Raw genomic sequence first — 20,014 nt, forward strand, 5'->3', positions numbered from 1 at the left:
GGAAGGTCTACCCTTGAGCGAACTGGGACTGGTGTAGACGCCAGTATGCGCCTTGTGCCGCAAGGAGATCGTCGTGCGAGCCTTGTTCCACGATGGTGCCGTTTTCCATGACGAGGATGAGGTCAGCATCGCGAATGGTGGACAAGCGGTGGGCAATGACGAAGGAGGTGCGGTCTGCGCGCAGCGCGTTCATCGCCTCTTGGACGAGGACCTCGGTACGGGTATCGACCGAAGAGGTGGCCTCATCGAGGATGAGCAGCGCGGGCTGGGCCAAGAACGCGCGGGCGATGGTGATGAGCTGGCGCTCGCCGGCGGAGATTGCGCCGCCGTCTTGGTCGATGATGGTGTCGTAGCCATCGGGCAGCGCGTGAACGAAGCGGTCCACATAGGTTGCCTTTGCCGCAGCGATGACCTCTTCGTCCGTCGCGTCCAAGCGGCCGTAGCGGATGTTTTCCATGATCGAGCCCTTAAAGAGCACGGCGTCCTGGAGCACCATGCCCACCTGAGAACGCAGCGTCTGGCGGGGCATGCGGGCGATATCGTGCCCATCAATGAGAATCTGACCGCCATCTAGCTCATAGAAGCGCATGAGCAGGTTGACCAGGGTGGTCTTGCCGGCACCGGTGGGGCCGACAATGGCCGCGGTCTGGCCAGGCTCCACTTGCAGGTTGAGGCCGGTGATGAGCTCCTTGTCCTCCGCGTAGGAGAAGTCAACGTCTTGGAACGCCATAAGCCCTTGGGCGCGGCCGGGAAGGTCCTCGTCGGTGGTGTCAGGGGCTTGCTCTTCGGCGTCGAGAAGCTCAAAGACGCGCTCTGCCGAGGCCACGCCGGACTGCACCTGCTGCATCATGCCGCCGAGCTGGCCGAGTGGCTGGTTGAACTCACGGGAGTACTGGATAAATGCAGTGGCAGCGCCCAGAGTCATGTGGCCATTGGCCACGCGCAGGCCGCCCAGTACCGCGATGGCGACGTAGGACAGGTAGGACAGGAACTGCATGATGGGCATCATGATGCCGGAGAGGAACTGAGCCTTAGCTGCGGAGCGGTAGAGCTCCTCATTGCGCTTGTCGAATTCCTCCGTCATGGCCTCAGTACGGCCGAAGACGATGGCTAGATCGTGGCCGGAGAAGGATTCTTCTACCTGGCCGTTGAGTTGACCGGTGGAGCGCCACTGGGTTTTGAATTGGCGCTGCGAGCGGTTACCGATGACGCCGATAACTAGACCGGTAAGCGGCAGGGACAGTAGAGCCACCAGAGCGAGCTGCCAGGAGACGCTGAACATCATGATGGTGATGCCAATGACCAGCAACGCGTCATAAAACAGCTGCGATAGCGCCTGCTGCAGGGCCTGCTGTACGTTGTCGATGTCATTGGTGGTGCGCGAAAGGATATCGCCGCGCTGCTGGGAATCAAAGTAGTTGAGAGGTAGCGCATTAATCTTCGCCTCCACGCGCTCGCGCAGGTCAAACACGATATCCATGCTTAACTTGTTGAGGATGGCTCCCTGCCACCACTGGAAGCCAGAGGAGACGATGTACATCGCGATCACGGTGATGATGAGCGTGCCCAGGTGGTTAAAATCGATGCCTTCACCGGGGACGAAGTCCATCGCGGAAGCCATATCCGCAAAGCGGTCCTGGCCCTCAGCGCGCATGCCCTCGATGGCCTGCTCAGCGGAAATATTGGAGGGCAGGTTGCGCGAAATAACGCCGGCAAAGATGACGTCCATGGCCTTGCCCATGATCTTCGGGGCTACCACGGCCAAGAAGATGCAGACGATGTTCATTGCTGCGACGGCCCACAGGTGGCGCTTGAAGGGAGCAAGCAGGGAGAAAAGGCGTTTGGTGGAGGGCCAGAAATTCTTGGCTTGGCGCGGGGCGGAGCCGCCCATCGGATCAAAACCGGCATCCGTGGCCTCGGCGGTAGAGGTGGTGTTTTCAGCCATTAGTTTTCGCCTCCTGCAACACCGGCGGTTTCTTGGGAATCAACGATTTCTTGGTAGACCGCGCAGCGGCCAAGGAGCCCCTCGTGCGTGCCGCGGTCAACGATGCGGCCGGCATCCAGCACCAGGATCTGGTCCGCATCGCGGATAGACGCCACGCGCTGGGCGACGATAATGCTGGTCACCGGCTGCTCGCGCTCGCCAAAGGAGGCGCGCATTGCGGCGCGCACCTTGGCATCGGTGGCCACGTCCAGCGCGGAGAAAGAATCATCGAAGAGATAGATCAGCGGGCGGGCAACAAGCATGCGCGCGATGGATAGGCGCTGGCGCTGGCCACCGGAGACGTTGGTGCCGCCCTGTGCGATGGGCATGTCCAGGTCTTCTACGAAGTCCGCCTGGGCCACGCGCAGCGCCTCCCAGAGCTCGTCATCGGTGGCCTCGGGGCGGCCCAAGCGCAGGTTGGAGGCCACAGTGCCGCTAAATAGGTAAGCCTTCTGCGGGACGAGGGAGACGCGCTGGACGATGTCCTGGCGGGCCAGGGAGGTGGTAGGGGTGGCGTCGATAAGCACCTGGCCCTCCGTCGGCACGTACAGGCGTGGGATGAGGGAAACCAGGGTGGTCTTGCCCGAGCCCGTCGAACCGATGATGGCGGTAGTGGTGCCGGGCTGGGCGGTAAAGGAAATGTCTTCTAGCACCGGCGCATCCGCACCGGCATAAGAAAAGCCCACGTTGCGAAATTCCACCGTGCCCGCGCAGGCCTCCGGAGAGGTGGTGGAGCTGGGTGGGGTAATGGAGGGCTCGTGCTGGAGCACCTCGGTGATGCGGCGGGCACAGATGATGGCGCGCGGCAGCATCATCGCCATGAAGGTACCCATCATGACCGCCGCCAGAATCTGGAGCAGGTACTGCAGGAATGCGGTGAGCGAGCCGACGTTGACTAAGCCCTCATCCACGCGGTGGCCGCCGAACCACAGGACCGCACCCGTGGCCACGTTGAGGATCACCGTAATGAGCGGGAACATCACCACGAAAAGCCGGCCGATGTTCAAGGACAGGCGGGTGATGTTCTTATTTTCCTCGGTGAAGCGCTCGGACTCATAGGCCTCGCGCACGAAGGCGCGCACCACGCGGATGCCGGTGATCTGCTCGCGCAGGGTGCCATTGATGGAGTCCAGCTTGTCCTGCATGGAACGGAAGAGCGGCATGAGGCGGGAAATGATAACGGAGATGGTGCCGAGCAAAACCGCCACGGAGACCCACACCAGCCAGGACAGTCCGGCGTCTTCGCGCACGGCCATGATGATGCCACCGATGGACATGATGGGTGCGGTCACCATGAAGTTCAGCATCATCATGTAGACCATTTGCACCTGCTGGACGTCATTGGTGCCGCGGGTAATAAGCGTAGGTGTGCCAAAACGGCTCATGTCCTCAGTGGACAGGGAATTAACGTGGCGGAAGACCTCGCCGCGCAGATCCCGGCCGACGCCCATGGCGGTGCGGCTGCCGCACCAAACTGCGCCGATGGCGGTGATGACTTGGGCAAAGGCTACGGCCAGCATGATGCCGCCGGTGCGCCAGATGAAGTCCACATCGCCCTGAGACACACCTTCATCGATGATCTTGGCGTTAAGCGATGGAAGGTACAGCGTGGCGGCCGTAGATAAGGCCTGCAGGACAAGCACCGCGATGAAATACGGCGTATATGGAGCCGACCGTGTAACGAGAATGCGAACCAGATCCATGGACTCGCGCCCCTTTCCTTGCCGTGGCTGGGTAGCCGTGCAAGTTTATACCGGTGGTGGGTGGGGCGCTAGTTGGTTACTGCTGCTAAATCCCCACGTGAGCCAGCTGTGCGCGGGTGATGACGCTGCGCCAGTCTTCAAAATCCTGCAGTGGGGCGCATAGGCCTTCCCACGTGGTGACGGCCACGCCGCGGGCCTTGAGTTCCAAAACGAGGAGCTCGCGGTCGCCAGAGGCGGCCAGGCGGTGGATTTCGTTATGCGTGATATCGCCGTCTGGTCCTACCCGCACGTTGCCGATAAGGCGCAAGCGGGGAGTGGTGCCGGGGCCGCAGTGGGAGCCCGTGACGGCGTCGCCCAGCACGCCAGCCAAGCCCGCAAAGCGGCGAAGTAGACCGAATGGTGCGGTGCACTGGGTAATGAGGTCCACACACATGCCAGCGCTGATAAGCTTCTCGGCGGTGGATAGGGCTCCCGGGCCCTCCCCGATGATGGCTATACGCTGCATGAAAGTGCCTCCTTGTGCAGGGCGCGCACGCCCGCAATAGACTGTCTTGTCTGTAAATCTAGTCCGCTTGGTACGGATTGGAAACTTTTTATTCGCACCTCCCGCCAAGCTCAGCGGCTTTTCGCCCAGAATCCGCTGCGCCGCCTCGGGGTTTTGCCTAATGTGTGACGGCATGAACCCAACGACGAACCTGCTGGACGGTGGCAAGAACTACCGCGACCCCAGCATCTCCCCGGAAGGCACGCGCGATACCGCGCCGCTGGACGCCGAGGTAGCCGAGCGCAACCAGCAATTGGTGGACCAGTGGGCGGATAAGCTTTATGACGCCTCAGCGGAAACCATTACCGAATGGGCCGCCGAGCACGCCCCCGGCCGCCTGGCCGTGACCATGTCCATGGAGAACACGGTCTTGGCCGAGCTCGCCCACCGCGCCGGGCTCGATGCAGACCTGCTTTTCATCGATACTGGCTGGCACTTCCAGGAAACACTGCAGGTAGCCGACGAGGTAGAAAAGCGCTACCCGGACCTGCCACTTGTTCGCGTGCTGCCTTTGCTCAGCCCAGAAGAACAAGACGAGGTATACGGCCCGCGCCTCTACGCCCGCGATACCGCGGCCTATAACCGCATGCGCAAGGTCGAGCCGCTGAACATGGCTATGGACCCTTATGCCGGTTGGGTTACCGGCCTGCGCCGCGCCGATTCCGAGCACCGCGCCACCGCCCCGGCGCTGAGTCTCGACCGCACCGGCCGGTTGAAGATCTCGCCCATCATTACCTGGGATCTGGACGATACGGACCGCTATATCGAGGACAACGACCTCATCATCCACCCACTCACCCTGCAGGGATACCGCTCTATCGGCTGCGCCCCGCTGACCTTCCCGGTTGGTGAAGGCGACGATGCCCGGTCCGGGCGCGTATTTGCAGACGGCAAGACAGAATGCGGGTTACACGAATAATGAGCACACTTTCCCCACACTTAAAAGACCTAGAAAACGAGTCCATCCACATCCTGCGCGAGGTGGCTGGGCAGTTCGACAAGGTAGGCATCCTCTTTTCCGGCGGCAAGGACTCCGTCGTGGTCTTCGAGCTAGCCCGCCGCGCCTTCGCCCCGGCCACGGTGCCGTTTGAGCTGCTCCACGTCGATACCGGGCACAACTTCCCTGAGGTCATCGATTTCCGCGACCGCCTCGTGGAAGAATCCGGCGCTCGCCTCCACGTCGCCCGCGTCCAGGACTGGATTGACCGCGGCGACCTGCAGGAGCGCCCCGATGGCACCCGCAACCCGCTGCAGTCCGTGCCGCTGGTAGAGACCATCGCCGAGCGCGAGTATGACGCCGTGTGCGGTGGCGCCCGCCGCGATGAGGAGCGCGCCCGCGCCAAGGAGCGCATCTTCTCCATCCGCGATTCCTTCGGCGGGTGGGATCCCCGCCGCCAGCGCCCCGAGCTGTGGGACCTCTACAACGGCGGCAAGATGGCCGGCGAAAACGTCCGCGTCTTCCCCATCTCCAACTGGACCGAGTCCGATATTTGGGAATACATCGGCGCCCGCGAACTGGAGCTGCCCTCCATCTACTACTCTCACGAGCGCGAGGTATTCAAGCGCAATGGCATGTGGCTAGCCCCTGGCGAATGGGGCGGGCCGGCCGAAGTCGAGGAGCTGGAAACCCACACCGTGCGCTACCGCACCGTGGGCGATATGTCCTGCACCGGTGCCGTGGAATCTACTGCGTCGACCCCGGACGAGGTACTCGCGGAGATCTCCATTTCCACCCTTTCCGAGCGCGGCGCCACCCGCGCCGATGACAAACTTTCCGAGTCCGCCATGGAGGACCGCAAGAAGGAAGGCTACTTCTGATGACTACGACCCTCACGCCGAATGTCGGCGCCCTCAAGCAGCGCGATACCCTGCGCCTGTGCACTGCCGGCTCCGTTGATGACGGCAAGTCCACCTTCGTCGGCCGCCTGCTCTATGACACCAAGTCCGTGCTTGTAGACCAGGTGGAGTCCATGGAGCGCACCTCCACCGACCGCGGCTTTGACGGCATGGACCTTTCCCTGCTTGTTGACGGCCTGCGTGCCGAGCGCGAGCAGGGCATTACCATCGACGTGGCCTACCGCTACTTCGCCACGGATAAGCGCACCTTCATCCTCGCCGATACCCCCGGCCACGTGCAGTACACCCGCAATACGGTCACCGGCATGTCCACCTCCCAGGTGGTGGTGCTTCTTATCGACGCCCGCCATGGCGTTGTCGAACAAACTCGCCGCCACCTCAACGTCGCCGCCCTCCTTGGCGTGCGCCACGTGGTCCTCGCGGTGAACAAGATCGACCTAGTGGACTACGACGAGCAGGTCTTCCGCGATATCGAGTCCGAGTTCAACCAGATCGCCACCCGCCTGGGGATTACCGATACCACCGTGGTGCCGATTTCCGCGCTCAAGGGCGATAACGTGGTCGAGCGCTCCACCACTATGCCGTGGTACACCGGCCCGACCGTCCTCGAGGTTCTCGAGACCGTCCCCGTGGCCACCGGCCGCGCCGATGAGCTGGACTTCCGTTTCCCCATCCAGTACGTCATCCGCGAGCACGCCTCCGGCTACCGCGGCTACGCCGGCCGCGTGAAGGCGGGCTCCATCTCCGTGGGCGACGAGGTCCGCCTCCCTGAAGGCCGCACCAGCACCATTACCCAGATTGACACTGCTGACGGTCCGGCCGACTCCGCTGCTACCGGCGACTCCGTGACGCTCCTGCTTGCCGACGACGTCGATCTCGCCCGCGGCGATCTCCTCGCCGGCCCCCAGCGCCCCGCGGCCACCCGCGAATTCGACGCCACCGTTGTGGGCCTGACCGAAAAGGAGATTAAGCCCGGCCAGATGCTCAAGCTGCGCTACGGTTCTTCCCTGGTTAAGGCCCGCGTCGCCGCCGTCACCCGCACCTTGGACTTGGATGGCGTTTCCGATGTGGAAGATCCCGAGTCCGTCGCCATGAACGACATCGCCCACATCACCATCCAGACCCAGGCCGAGCTCCCTGTCGAGGACTATGCCGCCCGCGGCGCGGTGGGCAACTTCCTGCTCATCGATCAATCCTCCGGCAATACCCTTGCCGCCGGCTTCGTAGGCCACCGCCTGCGTTAGTCATCCTGTGCGCCGCTGCTGCTTCTCTCACCGCGCATCATTATGATGCCCGTGATCCCGAGCAGCAGTGGCGAGGAGATCCCCAGCACCGTAGTCTCTGCTACGGTCAGGTTTAGAATCAATAGGAGAGCCGCCGCCACAAGCAGGAAAACGCCGAATTTCTGCTGAAACGTCTTTTCCTTCATTCCGATCTCTCCTTCGGCTACGTTTTGGGCCACGATAACCTGCTCCTAGTTCCCCGCGAAAGCCTAGAACGCCGACACTTCTTGGCTGCCGCGCACCTTGAAGCCCCACCGCCGCTTGGCGTCACGCAGCGCGCAAAACAAGCACGTTTCGCCGCCAAACTGGTGACATTTTAGCGAAACGTGCTTGTTTTACATCGACCTACTGCATCGGCGGAACGTCGCCGGACATGATGACCTTCTGCTGGCCTTCATCCCACCGGAAGCCTGCATTGGTCGTACCCGAGCGGTTGGCATTGCCTTCGCCCTCGCGTGGCCAGTGATAGGTCACCGCTATTTCGGAATCGTTGACGCGTTCAACCGTGGGAGCGAAGCCGTAGGGCTTTGCTGTTGCAGTACCTAAGTATTCACCGTGGTTAAAGAGCATGATGTGGAAGGGTGAAGAACTTGTCCCTCCCTCAATCATTAGGGTTTCCCACGATAGGGAAGCGCATGGGTCGTAGCCGGAGGAATCGAAAAGCTCCCAACCGATGGTGCCCCACGGCGCAACTTGGGAAACGCCGTCTTGGAACGCTGTCTGTGCGCTGTGCGTACCGCAGGTTTGGTCGGCTCCGCTAGCAGAAGAATTCTCGTCACCTAGTTGGGACGCCTGGCTGTCCTCTTCCTCATCCATCACTACGTTGGGTGGCACTGGCCTGGAAGTAGTGTTTCCTTCTGGTATAGGTCCTTTCGTCGAGGTTTCCTGCTCTGCATCGTCTCCTTGTTCTGGTGAAGCGGACCTCGAAGCAGTCTCATAGTGAAGTTTTTGACCAGCAGTGTCAGTGGAATTTTCGTCACAGCCAGCCAGAGCGAAAGACGCGATTGCCAGGCCCATTGCTGCTCCGATAGCCAGTACTTGGCCATGGAAAGGGCTATGCGAGCTAGGCATTCTCAATTGCCCGGCGTCCTATAGTCTTGCGAATCGACCAGACGAACTCCCAGAGAATCAGCATGAGCGGGGTGGCTACGAGAGTTTTGATCAGGGAGGCGCTGAAATCTGCGGTCTTGGACTCAAGCTCCGAGGAATCAAAGATAAGGCCCATGGCGGTGGTGTCACTAGCTTCGCCGGCAAGGGACAAGCCGCGGATTCCGGCAATGAGCCACATGAGGAGCAGGATGCCCCATAGCACGCACCACATGATGGATTGGCAGCGTTGGCGGTCTGGTTCGACGGGGAATGTTACATTACTAAAATCAACAGTGACTTGTTTATTGGTCACGTTGAAGCTTGAACTGCTGCTGAATTGCCGATTTGTTGCCTGTGGCTTCCAGTCTTGCTGTGGTTGCGCCGAGTGCTGAGGGGTGTATTCCGGCGCCGGGGTATAGGAGGCAAGATTTTCTTGCGGCGCGGTTTCGGACGGAAGGGCGGCGATGTAGCGGATGCGTGCGATATCTACTTCCGGCCCAGTGGTATTAGCCAAGTCGTTATCGTATTGCTTGCGCCGGTTGTCTGCGGAAAAGATTTGTCGCGCAGTGCTCAGTTCGTCGCGCGCTGCGGCGTCCCCGGGATCGACTTGGGTGAGCTTGTTGTCGATCTCTTCGATAAGATCGGCGGAATCGGCCGAAGCATCGAGGGAGAGAGAATCGTAGAGGTTGTAGTGGGACACAGAGAGTTCCTTTCTGGTGTTAGAGCAGAGTTGTAGGGGGAAGAGAGTAATAGGGAAGGGGGGATTTACATGGAGAGGGGATTAGCAGGGGTCGGAGAAGTCCGCATCGTTATTTAGTGAACGAGCATTGCCACCGTATTGCGCTTTTAGCTCGCACACTTTCTCTACGCTATGGCCTGCGTCGAAGTAGACGGCGTAGACGTCATTGCCGTCTACTTGGCCGCGAAGAGAGCTGCAGGCTTTTCCGCTCATTGTGTGTGAACCCGGATACTTACCCTGGACGCGAGAAAGCTCAGGATGGGGGTCACTGCCTAGGGGGACCATAACGGATTCCGCGATGAGAATGTATCGGCCGTCGCAGCGGGGGCCGGCGCTGTCGTCCGGCATTTCGTCAATAGATTTTGCGCTAGCGCCAGCTTCATCTTTTGCTGCAGATTCCGCACTGGGTTTGTCATTGGCGTCGCACAACAAAACCTTATCGAGCAGGGGGATTGGGGCACCGGCGTCTTCAAGTTTTGACCGGTCGTAGCATCCCATATGGGACGGCCACGACGTTCCATCTGTTTCGTATCGGTGCCAGGCATTGTCGGTCCAATAGAACAAAGTTTGGGCCGAGGTTCCGTACTCACCAGCAAAAAGCCAGGAGTCATCGCAGTACATCTTTACCGGAGCACGCAAATCGCTGAGTTTGTCATCTGCGTATTCATTGCACTTTTCGTACTTGGTCAGTTCTTGTGATTTAGCGTTATTTTTTCTCTCTGGGGAATCTTTTGCCTCGTCTTTTTTGGACTTGTCCTCATCTTTGTCGGACTCGGACCCCTTCTCAGGGTGGGAGGTATCTCTAGCCTCGGAGCTAGCAGCCAATGCAGGTTCATTTGGGTCATCGGCATCATTTGAATCGTTCCTATTGACCAGTGCCCAAGTTAAACCGCCAACCAGAGCGAGAACCGCTAGCACAGCGATGACTAGGAACACGATGCGTTTACCTTTTCCGGAGGACTTAGGGTCGTCAAAGTCCTCACCTGTAGGTGATGCTGCAGAAGTCGAGGTTGTAGGGGAATTAGGTGAGAGCGTGCCCCAAGCTTGTCCCTCGCGTGGCATGGGGCGCATGCGTTGAGCAGAAGGATCCGTGGAGGGCTGATCCGGCTGGCCCCAGGCATTGTTGTTGTTCAAAGGCTGAACTCCTTCATAAGCAATTCAAGAGCGGAATACGAGAGAGATTGGATAATCTAAAGATTAATCCGTGTCATACTATAGACATACGACTTGCAGAAATGCTTTCAAATAGAACGTCAATACAGGCATTCGGCTTTATTCAAGTTATCTGCACGTAAAGCGAATGGTATAAGTGTGACAGCTGTTTGGCTAAGAGATTAGGCTAAAAGGGGAAAATGCCGCCAAGATTGTCAGATATGAGGGCCTAGCAACCGGTGAAAGGGGCTGTGTCTTAGTGCGAGAGCTTGAACGCACGCGGAATTTTGGCGAGCGGGAAGAGCTAAACGGCGCTTCTATGTCCGGCTTAATCCCAAGCGTGACCGAAATTTGAATCCCCTATGAGGGGGAGAAAGGAGCACTCGTGACACTGGATCGCAATTTGAATGCGTCCGAATTGCACGCGACCCGCAACCGGGTAAGCGTGTCCCCGGATCTCATCCGCCGCTTGGGTGGGGCCCTAGGCTATGACGCAATCGAGGCTTTTGGTTCAGAGGCGCAAACGGAATTGAGCAAGGTCTTTGATTTGGGAGACATCATCGATTTGATGCTGCTTAGTCAGCTGCCGGAGATGGAAGTCGCGCCGGGTGTGGAGCAGCAGGTAGAGGGGGACGTCGCTAAGCAGCTGCTGCGGCGCATCAGCGCGGGTGACTATCTGACGCGCCAGCAGGTGCATGACCGCCTGCCGCGGGCGACGGTGATGCTGTACCGCATGGGGCATCCGCGCCTGTGGGCGTTTGCCGCCCGCCAGCGCCTGCCCCAGGACGCGGAAAGGGCCGTGCCGGATTCCTTCCACCGTGATATCACCGGCCCGTACACCACTCCGGAGGAAGCGTGGCTGGGCATGTACGTGGCTGATGCCACGCGGATTGGGGAGCTAAACACCCAGGTAGAAGGTGCTGGGCTGGACGAGGACAGGCAGCAGCGCCTGCGTCTGGGCATGAGCTTGGCCGATACATACCGCCAAGTGTGGAGCTCCGCACGCGGCCATTGGCGCGTCAGCCCCCAGACGCGCTATATCGTGCCTTCGCGTTTTGGCTATTGCCCCTTTGTCTTCCGCGTGGCCGAGGGTGGGTGGCGCCGCGATTCCTTCGAGGGGAGCCACGATCGCTTCATGGCCACGGAGGGCTATTGGATCGACGTGGAGCGCGAACGGCTCATTCACCTCGGCGCGCCAGACCCGCACGATGCTTGGCTGCCTACGGCGCGGGTCGCGGCCGAAGCACCGACGGAGGAAGACCTGGCCGTCGCCCGGGTGCTCAGTGGGAAAATCATTGCCCTCGGCGCCGGACAGAAAAACATTACGATTCGCCTGCGCCAGAAGAACCGCACATTGAACTTTGACTAGGGCGGGCAGGTATTCTCGCAGGCATGGAGAATCTCAACGGACGCACCCTTTTCGTCGCCGCCGTGGATGCGGAAGCCGCCCACATTCCGGAAGGCGAACCCCTGCTCATCACCGGAATCGGTACGGTTCCGGCGGCCATTGCGCTGACGGAAGCTCTTGCCGACGCCCGCGCTAACGGCGCCCTTCCCGATCGCGTGGTCAACATTGGCACGGCCGGCGCGCTTGTCGACGGCATGGCTGGCGTCTTCGAAGTCAATAAGGTCACCAAGCATGACTTCAAGCTAGAAGTGCTTACCGATATCAACCGCTACCTGCTGCCAGAGACCATCGAGCTAGAGACCTCCGGCCGCCTGCCGGTGCGCGGACTGGCCACGGGCGACATGTTTGTCTCCGATACCGCCCTGCGCACCGAGTTGGCCAAGAAATCGCAGCTGTGCGACATGGAAGGCTATTCCATCGCCGCAGTATGCCAGCGCTTCGATGTGCCTTGCACCCTGCTTAAGCAGGTGTCCGATTCCGCCAATGAGGAATCCAAGGGCACCTGGGCCAACGTGCTTGACCGTGGCGCGCGCCAGCTCGCCTCGGCCGCTACGGACCTAGGCTTTCTGCGCTAGAACTTGATACCGAACTGCGCAGCCATCTTGCGCAGCTGTGCTTCAGCCTGGCGGATCTGCGCTTCAAACTGCGCCTGCAGTTGAGCGATGGTCGGCAGGCCGAACTGCGAAGACAGCTGAGAGATCGGATCCTTGGCGCCAGCGCGCAGGCAGGCGTTCATATCATTGCGCTGAGTCTGCAGCTGACCGCGGAAAATCTTAATACGGTCGATGCGGCGCTGCTCGTCAGGGGTTACGCCATTGCGCTGGTAGGTAGCGATCTGCTTATTGGACCAACCGATGAGATCGTCGTGCTTGCTAATATTCCAGCGCATGTAATCATCGCTGAGGAAGTTCTTTTCTTTGTCTGGGCCCCACTCGATGGGCTGGCCGATCAGCTCCTCGGGAACTACGAATTCATCGTTCTCCGAAATTGCCCAGCAGCCGCCGTTCGCCCGCTCGAACGTATCTGCTTGTGCGGCAGGAACAGCGATGGACGATACTACGAGAGCGGCGGCGAGAGCGCCTGCAAATTGCTTACGCATGAATACTCCTTGATATGAAATAGAAAGAGAAATGGGCGTCTTCTTGGGCCCGTTGACAATGCTAATTTCACGGGAGGCGGCCGCAACTGCAAGCGGAGGAAATGTCTTGTGCGCAGCCCAATTGCACTCTTTTAGGGGTAAGTGTGTCGGGGAAAATAAAAGCGCGCCGGGGAGGGCCGGCGCGCTGCTAGTGGTGGCTGAGTCTTAGCTCAGCGGGCTCATGGACTGGTAGAGCTGCTCTACCTTGTCGCGTGGGGTCTCATCGTGTTCGTAGGTGAAGTCGCTGAAGTCTTCGGGGTCGTCCTTGGAGCCGGTGATGATGTCTATATCGGAGGGCTCGACTTCGCCGGAGCGCAGCGCGGCCATCTCGGCGTGGTAGCGCACCACAACAGCGATGGTTGCAGCCACGGGGACGGCGAGGAAGGCGCCGACGATGCCCGCCAGGGTGGAGCCGACGGTCACGGAAAGCAGGACGACGGCGGCGTGCAGGCCCATTGCCTTGGACTGCAGCATCGGCTGGAGGACATTGCCTTCCACCTGCTGGACGATGATGATAAGTGCGAGCGCCAGCAGCGCGTTGGTCAGGCCATTGGAGACCAGCGCGATGATGATAGCGAGGGCGCCAGCGGTGACCGCACCGATGATCGGGATGAAGCTGGCGAAGAACGTCACCACGGCGATGACGAGCGCGAGCGGAACTTGCAGCACCCACAGGCCAAGGCCAATGAGGACTGCGTCCACCATGGCCACGGCGGCCTGCGCCTGGATAAAGCCGGACAAGGTCTTCCAGATGCGGGCACCGAGTTCAGTGACGTGCCAGCCGGTGGAATTGCCGGTGTACTTGCGCAGCCACGGCAAGAACTTGTCGCCGTCTTTGATGATGAAGAAGGTGACAAAGAGCATGATCAGCGCGGCCACGACGATGGAGCTGGCCATCGAGAAACCAGAGATAACGCCGGTGGCGATGGTAGAGGCTTGGCCCTTGGCAAACTTGACCACGTCTTGCAGAACGGACTGTAGCTGGTCACTTTGGATATCGATGGGGGACTTTTCCACCATCTCCGTGATTTGGTTAATGCCATCTTCGGCTTGGTCAATGAGCGCTTGGCTCTGGCTGGTGACTACGGGGGCCATGGCGGCAAAGACGCCGCAGAAGATGATGATGAGGCCGAGCAAGGTGCTTACCGCCGCGAGCGAGCGCGGGAATCCCTTGCTGCGCAGCCACGCGCTGATGGGGTAGAGCACCGTGGAGACGAGAATGGCGAGCAAGACCGGCAGCAGGCCCACCCAAATGAACTTGAGCAGGTAGCCGGCCAGCGCTAGGCCGGCGACGATGAGGATGAAGACTACCGAGATCTTGGCCATGGTGCGGAAGTCCTTGGCCAGTACGGCGGATTTATCGTCGCGCTCGGCAGGGTGCTCGCTGGCAGCCTCTGCACCAAGGTGCGCGTCATCATAAGCGACGAGGGTATGAGAATCTTCCTCGCCCGGCTTTTGGATCTGTGTTGCGTTGCCTTTTTCCTGCGCAGACGGGCGCTTGGCCTCGTCGCGGGAAGACGAATTATGTGACGTAGACATTGTCTACCACTATGCCACATAAAACTCGCAGCGCATATACGAAAAAGGAGGTAGCGGCCCAGGGGCGGGGCGCTACCTCCCTTCAGTACCTTTAACGCGTCCGGGAATTACTCGTCGCGCAGGTTACCTACGTTGCGGATAATGCCGAAGCGGTGCATGGTAACCGAAACTGCCTGCTCAAGCAGGTAAAGCATGAGCTCACGGCGGCCGTCGGCAAGCACGGGCTGGTCCAGCACCACGGAGTTGGAGCGCACCGCGGCCTCGTAGATGGAATCCGGCACGGTGCCCAGGGCGCGCACGCGGGAGGAGGCGTCATTGGCCACGTCGGTAGCAAAAGCCTCGTCGGTGATGGCCTTGACGTCGAAGCCGAGGTCCTGCAGCTGGGTGGCAACCTCCGGGGTGGCGGAGATTTCCGTGGCGGTGCCGGTAATTGCGGCGGCCAGCACCTGGCGAGCAACCTCGCGCAGCTCATAGCCTTCGCCCACGCGCACGCGCAGCTTGGTCAGAAGCGGGCGGTAGCGGAAGATATTGGCCTCAGAAACCAAACCGGTGCGGTCGTGGTTGCGGCCAAACTCTTCCTGCCACGCCACCTGGTCCAGTTCAGCGGCGCGCCACAGCCAGGTGATGTCCTCCTCGGTGAGCTTGCCAGAGAGGTTATCGCGCAGGCGGTGCAGCGCAGCGAGGCTTGCTGGGGCAATGTCCACGTTGCGCGGCTTGAGCTCGCCATCGGCCCACTCACCCATCTGTGCCACGTAGTTCGGGCCGCCAGCCTTGGCGCCCGGTCCCATGACGGACTTCTTCCACCCGCCGAAGGACTGGCGCTGCACAATCGCACCGGTGATGCCGCGGTTGACGTAGGCATTGCCCACCTCAACGTTGTCGATCCAGTACTCAATTTCGGCGTCGTCAAGCGAGTGAATGCCGCCGGTCAGGCCATAGCCGGTGTCATTTTGCCAGGCAATGGCCTCTTCCAAGGTATCGGCGTACATGATGCCCAGGACGGGGCCGAAGCACTCGTTCTTGTGGTACCAAGAGCCCGGCTGCACATTATCGCGGATGCCCGGGGACCACAGGGTGCCTTCCTGGTTGAGCTTTTCCGGCTTGAGCAGCCACTTCTCGCCCGGCTCGAGCTGGGTCAAACCGCGCAGGAGCTTCTCGCTCGGCGCTTCCGCCAGACCGTTCATGGTGGTAGTGATATCGAAGCCCGGGCCCGGCTTAAGGGTCTTGACCGCGTCCAGCAGCTGGGTGCGCAGGCGCTCGGACTTGCCGGCCGCGCCGACGAAGATAACCAGGGAGGCCGCCGAACACTTCTGGCCGGAGTGGCCAAAGGCGGAGTTGTAGAGGTCATCGATGGCCAGATCCGGGTCCGCGGCTGGGGTGATGATGAGCGCGTTCTTGCCGGAAGTCTCCGCCATAATGTTCATCCTCGGCTTCCAAGAACGGAAGAGCGCGCCGGTATCGGAGGCGCCGGTGAGGATGACATTGTCCACGTCATCGTGAGAGAGCAGGGCCTTGCCGGCCGCGGCTTCATCAGTCAGCACCAGCTGCACCAGGTCCGGATCTAGGCCCTGTGCCTCGAGGGCGGTGCGGAAGGCCTCCACCACGAGCTTGCCGCAGTGAACCACCTGCGGTGCAGGCTTGACGATGACCGCCGAGCCCGCCGCCAAGGATGCCGCAATGCCGCCGGTCGGGATGGCAATGGGGAAGTTCCACGGTGGGGTTACCACGGTGACGGTGTGCGGGGTGAACTCGGAGTAGGACTCTTCCAGCAGGCGCGCGGACTGGCCGTAGTAGGTGCAGAAGTCAATCGCCTCAGAGACCTCAGGGTCGGTCTGGGTAACGGTCTTATTGGCCTCATACGCAGCCACAGAGATGAACTTGCCGCGCTGGGACGCAATCTGATCTGCCACGGCCTCTAGTGCGGCGGCGCGCTCGGCGGCAGGGCGCTTGCCCCACTCGGTGCCCAGTTCCTTGGCGCGAGCGATGTGACCTTCGACCGCCGTAGGGTCGGTAACCTCTGCGATGCCGTGCTCGCCCGGGTTGCGCTTGAGCGCTTCCTGCGCCCACTGGCGGTTCGGCGCGAGCGCCGGGTCAGTATCGGCCTCGTTGGTAAAGCGGCCGGTGCGCGGTGCCTGGCGGCCGTCCTCCTCGAGGCGGTTTTGGGTGCGACGGGCACCAGCGAAGGTGTCCCAGCGCTTGGCGACGGCCCGACGGAACGTCTCTTCCTGGTCTGCCAACGGCTCCTCGCCTGGGGCAAAGAGCGCGTAGAGGAAGTTCTGCGGCGCGGAGTTCTCCTCCAAGCGGCGTACCAGGTAGGACACGGCGACGTCGAAGTCTTCTGCGTGGACAACCGGGGTATAGAGGATCTGGCGGCCGTCAAAGACCTTGCGCACCGCTGCCTGCTGTGCTGGGGACATGCCCTGCAGCATCTCCGAATCCATCATGTGCAGCACGCCGCGCTTCTTGCCCAGCTCGTAGGCCATTGCGGCGGTGTAGAGGTTGTGGGTTGCTACACCGATGCGGATGCTGTCGGCGTACTCCTCGCGCAGGATGAAATCCAGCAGGCGGTAGTAGTTGGCGTCAACGTCGAGCTTGTTGGTGTAGGTAGCCAGCGGCCAATCGTGGACCTCGCTCTGCACGTTTTCCATGGACAGGTTTGCGCCCTTCACGATGCGCACCTTGACCTTGCCGCCGCCCTTAGCTACGCGCTCCTTAGCAAAGTCAGCGATATCCTTGAGCGCATCAAAGGTATCCGGCAAGTAAGCTTGCAGCACGATGCCGGCATCCAGAGTGAGGAATTCCGGCTCGCTGAGTAGCTCCTTGAACAGGCGGATGGTCAGGTGGAGGTCGTGGTACTCCTCCATGTCCATGTTGATAAAGACCTTGTCGGTGCGGTCTGCTGCAGCCTGGTACAGCGGGCGCAGGCGCTCCTTGAGGCGCTCTACCGAGCCATCGATATCCCAGTGGTTGAGCTGGGCCACCATGGAAGAAGCCTTAACCGATACGTAGGTCACGCGGGGGTTTTTGATGAGCTTGAGGGTGCGCTCCGCGCGGGACTTCGCCTCTTCCTCACCGAGTACGGCCTCACCCAGCAGGTTGAGGTTAAGCTGCTCACCGGATTCGGCGGCCTTGTCCAGGATCTTGTTGAGGGCATCAGACTCGGCGTCTAGAACCAGGTGGCCAACCATCTTGCGCATGTACAGGCGGGCCACCGGCATGACCAGGTTCGGCAGGATGGGGCCGAAGAAACCACCGGCGCCAACGAGGGCACCATTGATGCTGCCGAGGAACGACGGGTCATAGTGGGAAGAAATATCCTTCAGCGCGTGCGCGGCAACCTTGTCATCTTCTGGGCGCATGACGCGGTCGACAAAGTCCATGGTGAACTTCACTCCGTCCTCATCGCGCAGCAGGTCCGCGAGTTGTTCGGTGGCCTTATCTTCTTCGTCCGCAGTGGATTTCAACCAGTCGTCAGCGCGGCTGATAGCTGCAGGCAGGACTGCTTCCACATCATCAGAGATGGGCAAGCGGGTATTGGCAGGAGAAGTCATATGGGTTCTACCTCTTTTTCAAACGGGTCACATCCTAGAAACCACTTTTCACATGGGAGTGAAGGGCGATATATCTGCGCCGGTCTGAAACTGCCGGCCGATACGGCGTCTGGATGATGAGCGGTGAGCTATGTGGTGCTGCAGGGCGCAGCTGGGTGAGGAGCGAACACGCGGGTGCGCGCGACGCAAAGTGAGGGTCGCAGAGATTCGTGGTGAAATGCGATGTCAGCGGGCCATTATGCGGGCCGAATGCGGACGGGAGGCCTATCGCTGCTGCGACGAACGCGCGCCAAGTTGGTGTTCAACTCTCACCTGCTTTCTATGACGTGGCTATGGGTGGGCAGAGGAAGAAACGTGAGCGGCTTAGCGCTCTGACGTGTGGCAACCCTGCAGGTTCAGGCTCCAATTGTTGCCTAGGAAATATTATGAACTTTTGTGTTGCCGTAATTATAGGGAAGCTCCAAACGTGATGCTAGTCTCCTTCGGTAAATGGCAGACGGGGGTAGAAAAACAAAAAATAAACCCCAGCATGTGGGGTTTAGAGGGGGTGGGGCACATTTGGGGGTGATCGTATTTAGTAATCCACAGTCGAAGTGCTTGATAGGCATCGGCTGGTTTGTGCTGGAAGAGTCGGACACCTTTGAATAAAAATAGTTGCTGAAGAACCGGGATGGGCTAATTCACGCCTCTGAGCAGGAGCGAAGTCGTGTCTAGTGGACAAAGGTCTGCTACTGTCTGCAGTTGAATCTAAATGATTCTCCAGTGTTTAGCTATCTAATTTTCAGGGGTTTTTATGAGGCTCTCCAGAAACGCCTCGACTAAAGCAATTGCGCTACTCTCTGCCGCATTGCTCGCCGTCGGGGGAATTATAATTCCTGCTCCTACTGATGCTGCAATTCCAGATGGCAGCCTGACTACCCAGCACGGGGATGATCTTGGCGCCGGTCCAGAAGCGAAAATCACTTTGGGTACCGATAAAACAGAGGTAAAGCCTGGCGACACCGTAGCTGCGCACGTCGAAATTGAGGGCACCGTACCATTCCCAGAAGTTGGTCAATGGAGGTACGGCGAATCCGATGCTACAGCGGTCATCTTTTCACTACAGATCGATCCCCGGCTCACTGTAAATGACGTTGACAAACTGCAGTTTAAGTGGGCGGATGGCAAAGAGAGAAAACCATTCAATGTTCAAACCGACGCCGAAAACAATGTAATTGCCTTCGAATTTGCAAGCTCGGATGTTCCTCTTGGTCCAGAACCGAAGATGACTGTCGACATTCCCGTGACCGTTAATGACGATGTACAAGACGGCGATGAACTGGGAGTGAAGGTTGCTACAGAGGTTGATCTCCGACCTACCCTCGATTGGACCTATGACAACTGGGAGATGAGATCCACTGGTGATCCCTGCCTGCGTGAAGCGGTTGGTAAACTGACCTTTGATAACCCAGGCCGATATGGAACCTGGCTTGCTGATTTTTGGCTAGGTACTAATTCCGAGTATTTCGAGTTGGAGGGCCAGCCTGAGATCACCGTTCGCGGTCCCGGCGGTGAAGATATGACCGATCAGGTGTTCCAAGATTCATCCTATCCGCAGGTAACGCACAACCCCACCGACAGGCCTAAAATTTTCACAGGCGCTGATGGTAAAGACTTCTCTAACTACCGCTGGCTGAGCCAGTCGGAATGGAAGATCAATGAACAGGGCATGGCCGGCGATGTGTGGATCCCAGAGGGCTCGACTATCTTCGTGAAGCAGCTAGTCCGCTCTTCTCGTTGTTCCTTTGACCCGGACCGAGAAGACTTTGGTGCAAAGGTTGAAAGCCGAAACGCCCCATTATATAGGCAAGATGTCGATGAGGCAGTGCTGACTGTCAAAAAGGATCCTGAGCCTGAGTCGAAGCCTTCGCCTACGACGTCTGGTTCGTCTTCTTCTCCTTCGTCTACGGTGACGGAGACGGAGAAGGTGTGTAAGCCGTCGGAGTCTGAGGGTGGTCAGCCGTCTGAGCCGGTGGAGCCTACTCCTG

General features: G+C 59.9%; 15 protein-coding genes and 1 pseudogene. 6 read left to right on the forward strand and 10 right to left on the reverse strand.

The annotated features are described in order from the left end of the window. Positions 1-7: 7 nt before the first annotated feature. The 3 genes from MHK09_RS10270 to MHK09_RS10280 form a co-directional block, all read right to left on the reverse strand. On the reverse strand, positions 8-1,945 hold the full coding sequence (locus tag MHK09_RS10270; RefSeq protein ID WP_285440152.1) for an ABC transporter ATP-binding protein: 1,938 nt from the start codon (positions 1,943-1,945) through the stop codon (positions 8-10). Then, positions 1,945-3,687, reverse strand: coding sequence for an ABC transporter ATP-binding protein (locus tag MHK09_RS10275; RefSeq protein WP_250413487.1), 1,743 nt, complete (start codon positions 3,685-3,687; stop codon positions 1,945-1,947). Before MHK09_RS10275 ends, MHK09_RS10270 begins: the two co-directional genes overlap by 1 nt. 85 nt (positions 3,688-3,772) lie before the next feature. Next, on the reverse strand, positions 3,773-4,192 hold the full coding sequence (locus tag MHK09_RS10280) for a methylenetetrahydrofolate--tRNA-(uracil-5-)-methyltransferase (protein ID WP_250413488.1): 420 nt from the start codon (positions 4,190-4,192) through the stop codon (positions 3,773-3,775). 172 nt (positions 4,193-4,364) lie between these two features. On the opposite strand from MHK09_RS10280, the gene MHK09_RS10285 reads away from it, so the two are divergent. Genes MHK09_RS10285 through MHK09_RS10295 form a run of 3 tightly spaced genes read left to right on the forward strand, consistent with a single transcriptional unit; the run spans position 4,365 to position 7,332 of the window. Next, positions 4,365-5,150: a phosphoadenylyl-sulfate reductase gene (locus MHK09_RS10285; protein ID WP_250413489.1), complete on the forward strand. Its 786-nt coding sequence runs from the start codon at positions 4,365-4,367 to the stop codon at positions 5,148-5,150. Next, on the forward strand, positions 5,150-6,049 hold the full coding sequence (gene cysD / locus MHK09_RS10290) for a sulfate adenylyltransferase subunit CysD (RefSeq protein ID WP_250413490.1): 900 nt from the start codon (positions 5,150-5,152) through the stop codon (positions 6,047-6,049). Before MHK09_RS10285 ends, cysD begins: the two co-directional genes overlap by 1 nt. After that, on the forward strand, positions 6,049-7,332 hold the full coding sequence (locus tag MHK09_RS10295; protein WP_250413491.1) for a sulfate adenylyltransferase subunit 1: 1,284 nt from the start codon (positions 6,049-6,051) through the stop codon (positions 7,330-7,332). Before cysD ends, MHK09_RS10295 begins: the two co-directional genes overlap by 1 nt. On the opposite strand, the gene MHK09_RS10300 is transcribed toward MHK09_RS10295, so the two are convergent. The 4 genes from MHK09_RS10300 to MHK09_RS10315 form a co-directional block, all read right to left on the reverse strand. After that, positions 7,329-7,517, reverse strand: coding sequence for a hypothetical protein (locus MHK09_RS10300; RefSeq protein ID WP_250413492.1), 189 nt, complete (start codon positions 7,515-7,517; stop codon positions 7,329-7,331). The two genes, MHK09_RS10295 and MHK09_RS10300, sit on opposite strands and share 4 nt — an antisense overlap. A gap of 199 nt (positions 7,518-7,716) precedes the next feature. Further along, entirely contained in the window at positions 7,717-8,205 is a 489-nt protein-coding gene (locus MHK09_RS10305) for an LppP/LprE family lipoprotein (RefSeq protein WP_316981419.1), read from the reverse strand. A 229-nt stretch (positions 8,206-8,434) separates the two neighbouring features. Further along, a complete protein-coding gene (locus tag MHK09_RS10310) occupies positions 8,435-9,160 on the reverse strand; it encodes a hypothetical protein (RefSeq protein ID WP_250413493.1) in 726 nt (241 codons plus the stop codon). An 81-nt stretch (positions 9,161-9,241) separates the two neighbouring features. Further along, on the reverse strand, positions 9,242-10,333 hold the full coding sequence (locus MHK09_RS10315; RefSeq protein ID WP_250413494.1) for a flagellar basal body-associated FliL family protein: 1,092 nt from the start codon (positions 10,331-10,333) through the stop codon (positions 9,242-9,244). A 403-nt stretch (positions 10,334-10,736) separates the two neighbouring features. Here MHK09_RS10315 and MHK09_RS10320 point away from each other — a divergent pair, with 403 nt between their 5' ends. Both MHK09_RS10320 and MHK09_RS10325 read left to right on the forward strand, forming a co-directional pair. Next, on the forward strand, positions 10,737-11,720 hold the full coding sequence (locus MHK09_RS10320) for a hypothetical protein (protein WP_250413495.1): 984 nt from the start codon (positions 10,737-10,739) through the stop codon (positions 11,718-11,720). A gap of 23 nt (positions 11,721-11,743) precedes the next feature. Further along, positions 11,744-12,334, forward strand: a complete 591-nt coding sequence (locus MHK09_RS10325; RefSeq protein WP_200435582.1) for a nucleosidase — start codon at positions 11,744-11,746, stop codon at positions 12,332-12,334. On the opposite strand, the gene MHK09_RS10330 is transcribed toward MHK09_RS10325, so the two are convergent. From MHK09_RS10330 to MHK09_RS10340, 3 genes are all read right to left on the reverse strand, one after another. Beyond that, positions 12,331-12,858 carry a hypothetical protein gene (locus MHK09_RS10330; RefSeq protein ID WP_179387056.1) on the reverse strand — a complete coding sequence of 176 codons (528 nt, stop codon included), beginning with the start codon at positions 12,856-12,858 and terminating at the stop codon, positions 12,331-12,333. The two genes, MHK09_RS10325 and MHK09_RS10330, sit on opposite strands and share 4 nt — an antisense overlap. Before the next feature lie 204 nt (positions 12,859-13,062). Continuing rightward, positions 13,063-14,436 (reverse strand): AI-2E family transporter, encoded by a 1,374-nt coding sequence (locus MHK09_RS10335; protein ID WP_250413496.1) that lies wholly within the window; start codon positions 14,434-14,436, stop codon positions 13,063-13,065. A 107-nt stretch (positions 14,437-14,543) separates the two neighbouring features. Then, complete coding sequence (locus MHK09_RS10340) at positions 14,544-17,987, reverse strand: bifunctional proline dehydrogenase/L-glutamate gamma-semialdehyde dehydrogenase (RefSeq protein WP_250413497.1); 3,444 nt, start codon at positions 17,985-17,987, stop codon at positions 14,544-14,546. Between the two features lie 793 nt (positions 17,988-18,780). Between MHK09_RS10340 and MHK09_RS10345 the strand changes: the two are divergent. Further along, positions 18,781-20,014 (forward strand): annotated as a pseudogene (locus MHK09_RS10345) (LPXTG cell wall anchor domain-containing protein); the annotation flags it as partial.

It is taken from the genome of Corynebacterium tuberculostearicum, assembly GCF_022347235.1.
Classification (GTDB): Bacteria; Actinomycetota; Actinomycetes; order Mycobacteriales; family Mycobacteriaceae; genus Corynebacterium; species Corynebacterium tuberculostearicum_F.

Excerpts from the sequence above, each read along its gene's own strand:
- MHK09_RS10270 (WP_285440152.1), bottom strand. The coding sequence starts at position 1,945 with ATGGCTGAAAACACCACCTCTACCGCCGAGGCCACGGATGCCGGTTTT.
- MHK09_RS10275 (WP_250413487.1), bottom strand. The coding sequence starts at position 3,687 with ATGGATCTGGTTCGCATTCTCGTTACACGGTCGGCTCCATATACGCCG.
- MHK09_RS10280 (WP_250413488.1), bottom strand. The coding sequence starts at position 4,192 with ATGCAGCGTATAGCCATCATCGGGGAGGGCCCGGGAGCCCTATCCACC.
- MHK09_RS10285 (WP_250413489.1), top strand. The coding sequence starts at position 4,365 with ATGAACCCAACGACGAACCTGCTGGACGGTGGCAAGAACTACCGCGAC.
- cysD (WP_250413490.1), top strand. The coding sequence starts at position 5,150 with ATGAGCACACTTTCCCCACACTTAAAAGACCTAGAAAACGAGTCCATC.
- MHK09_RS10295 (WP_250413491.1), top strand. The coding sequence starts at position 6,049 with ATGACTACGACCCTCACGCCGAATGTCGGCGCCCTCAAGCAGCGCGAT.
- MHK09_RS10300 (WP_250413492.1), bottom strand. The coding sequence starts at position 7,517 with ATGAAGGAAAAGACGTTTCAGCAGAAATTCGGCGTTTTCCTGCTTGTG.
- MHK09_RS10325 (WP_200435582.1), top strand. The coding sequence starts at position 11,744 with ATGGAGAATCTCAACGGACGCACCCTTTTCGTCGCCGCCGTGGATGCG.
- MHK09_RS10330 (WP_179387056.1), bottom strand. The coding sequence starts at position 12,858 with ATGCGTAAGCAATTTGCAGGCGCTCTCGCCGCCGCTCTCGTAGTATCG.
- MHK09_RS10335 (WP_250413496.1), bottom strand. The coding sequence starts at position 14,436 with ATGTCTACGTCACATAATTCGTCTTCCCGCGACGAGGCCAAGCGCCCG.
- MHK09_RS10340 (WP_250413497.1), bottom strand. The coding sequence starts at position 17,987 with ATGACTTCTCCTGCCAATACCCGCTTGCCCATCTCTGATGATGTGGAA.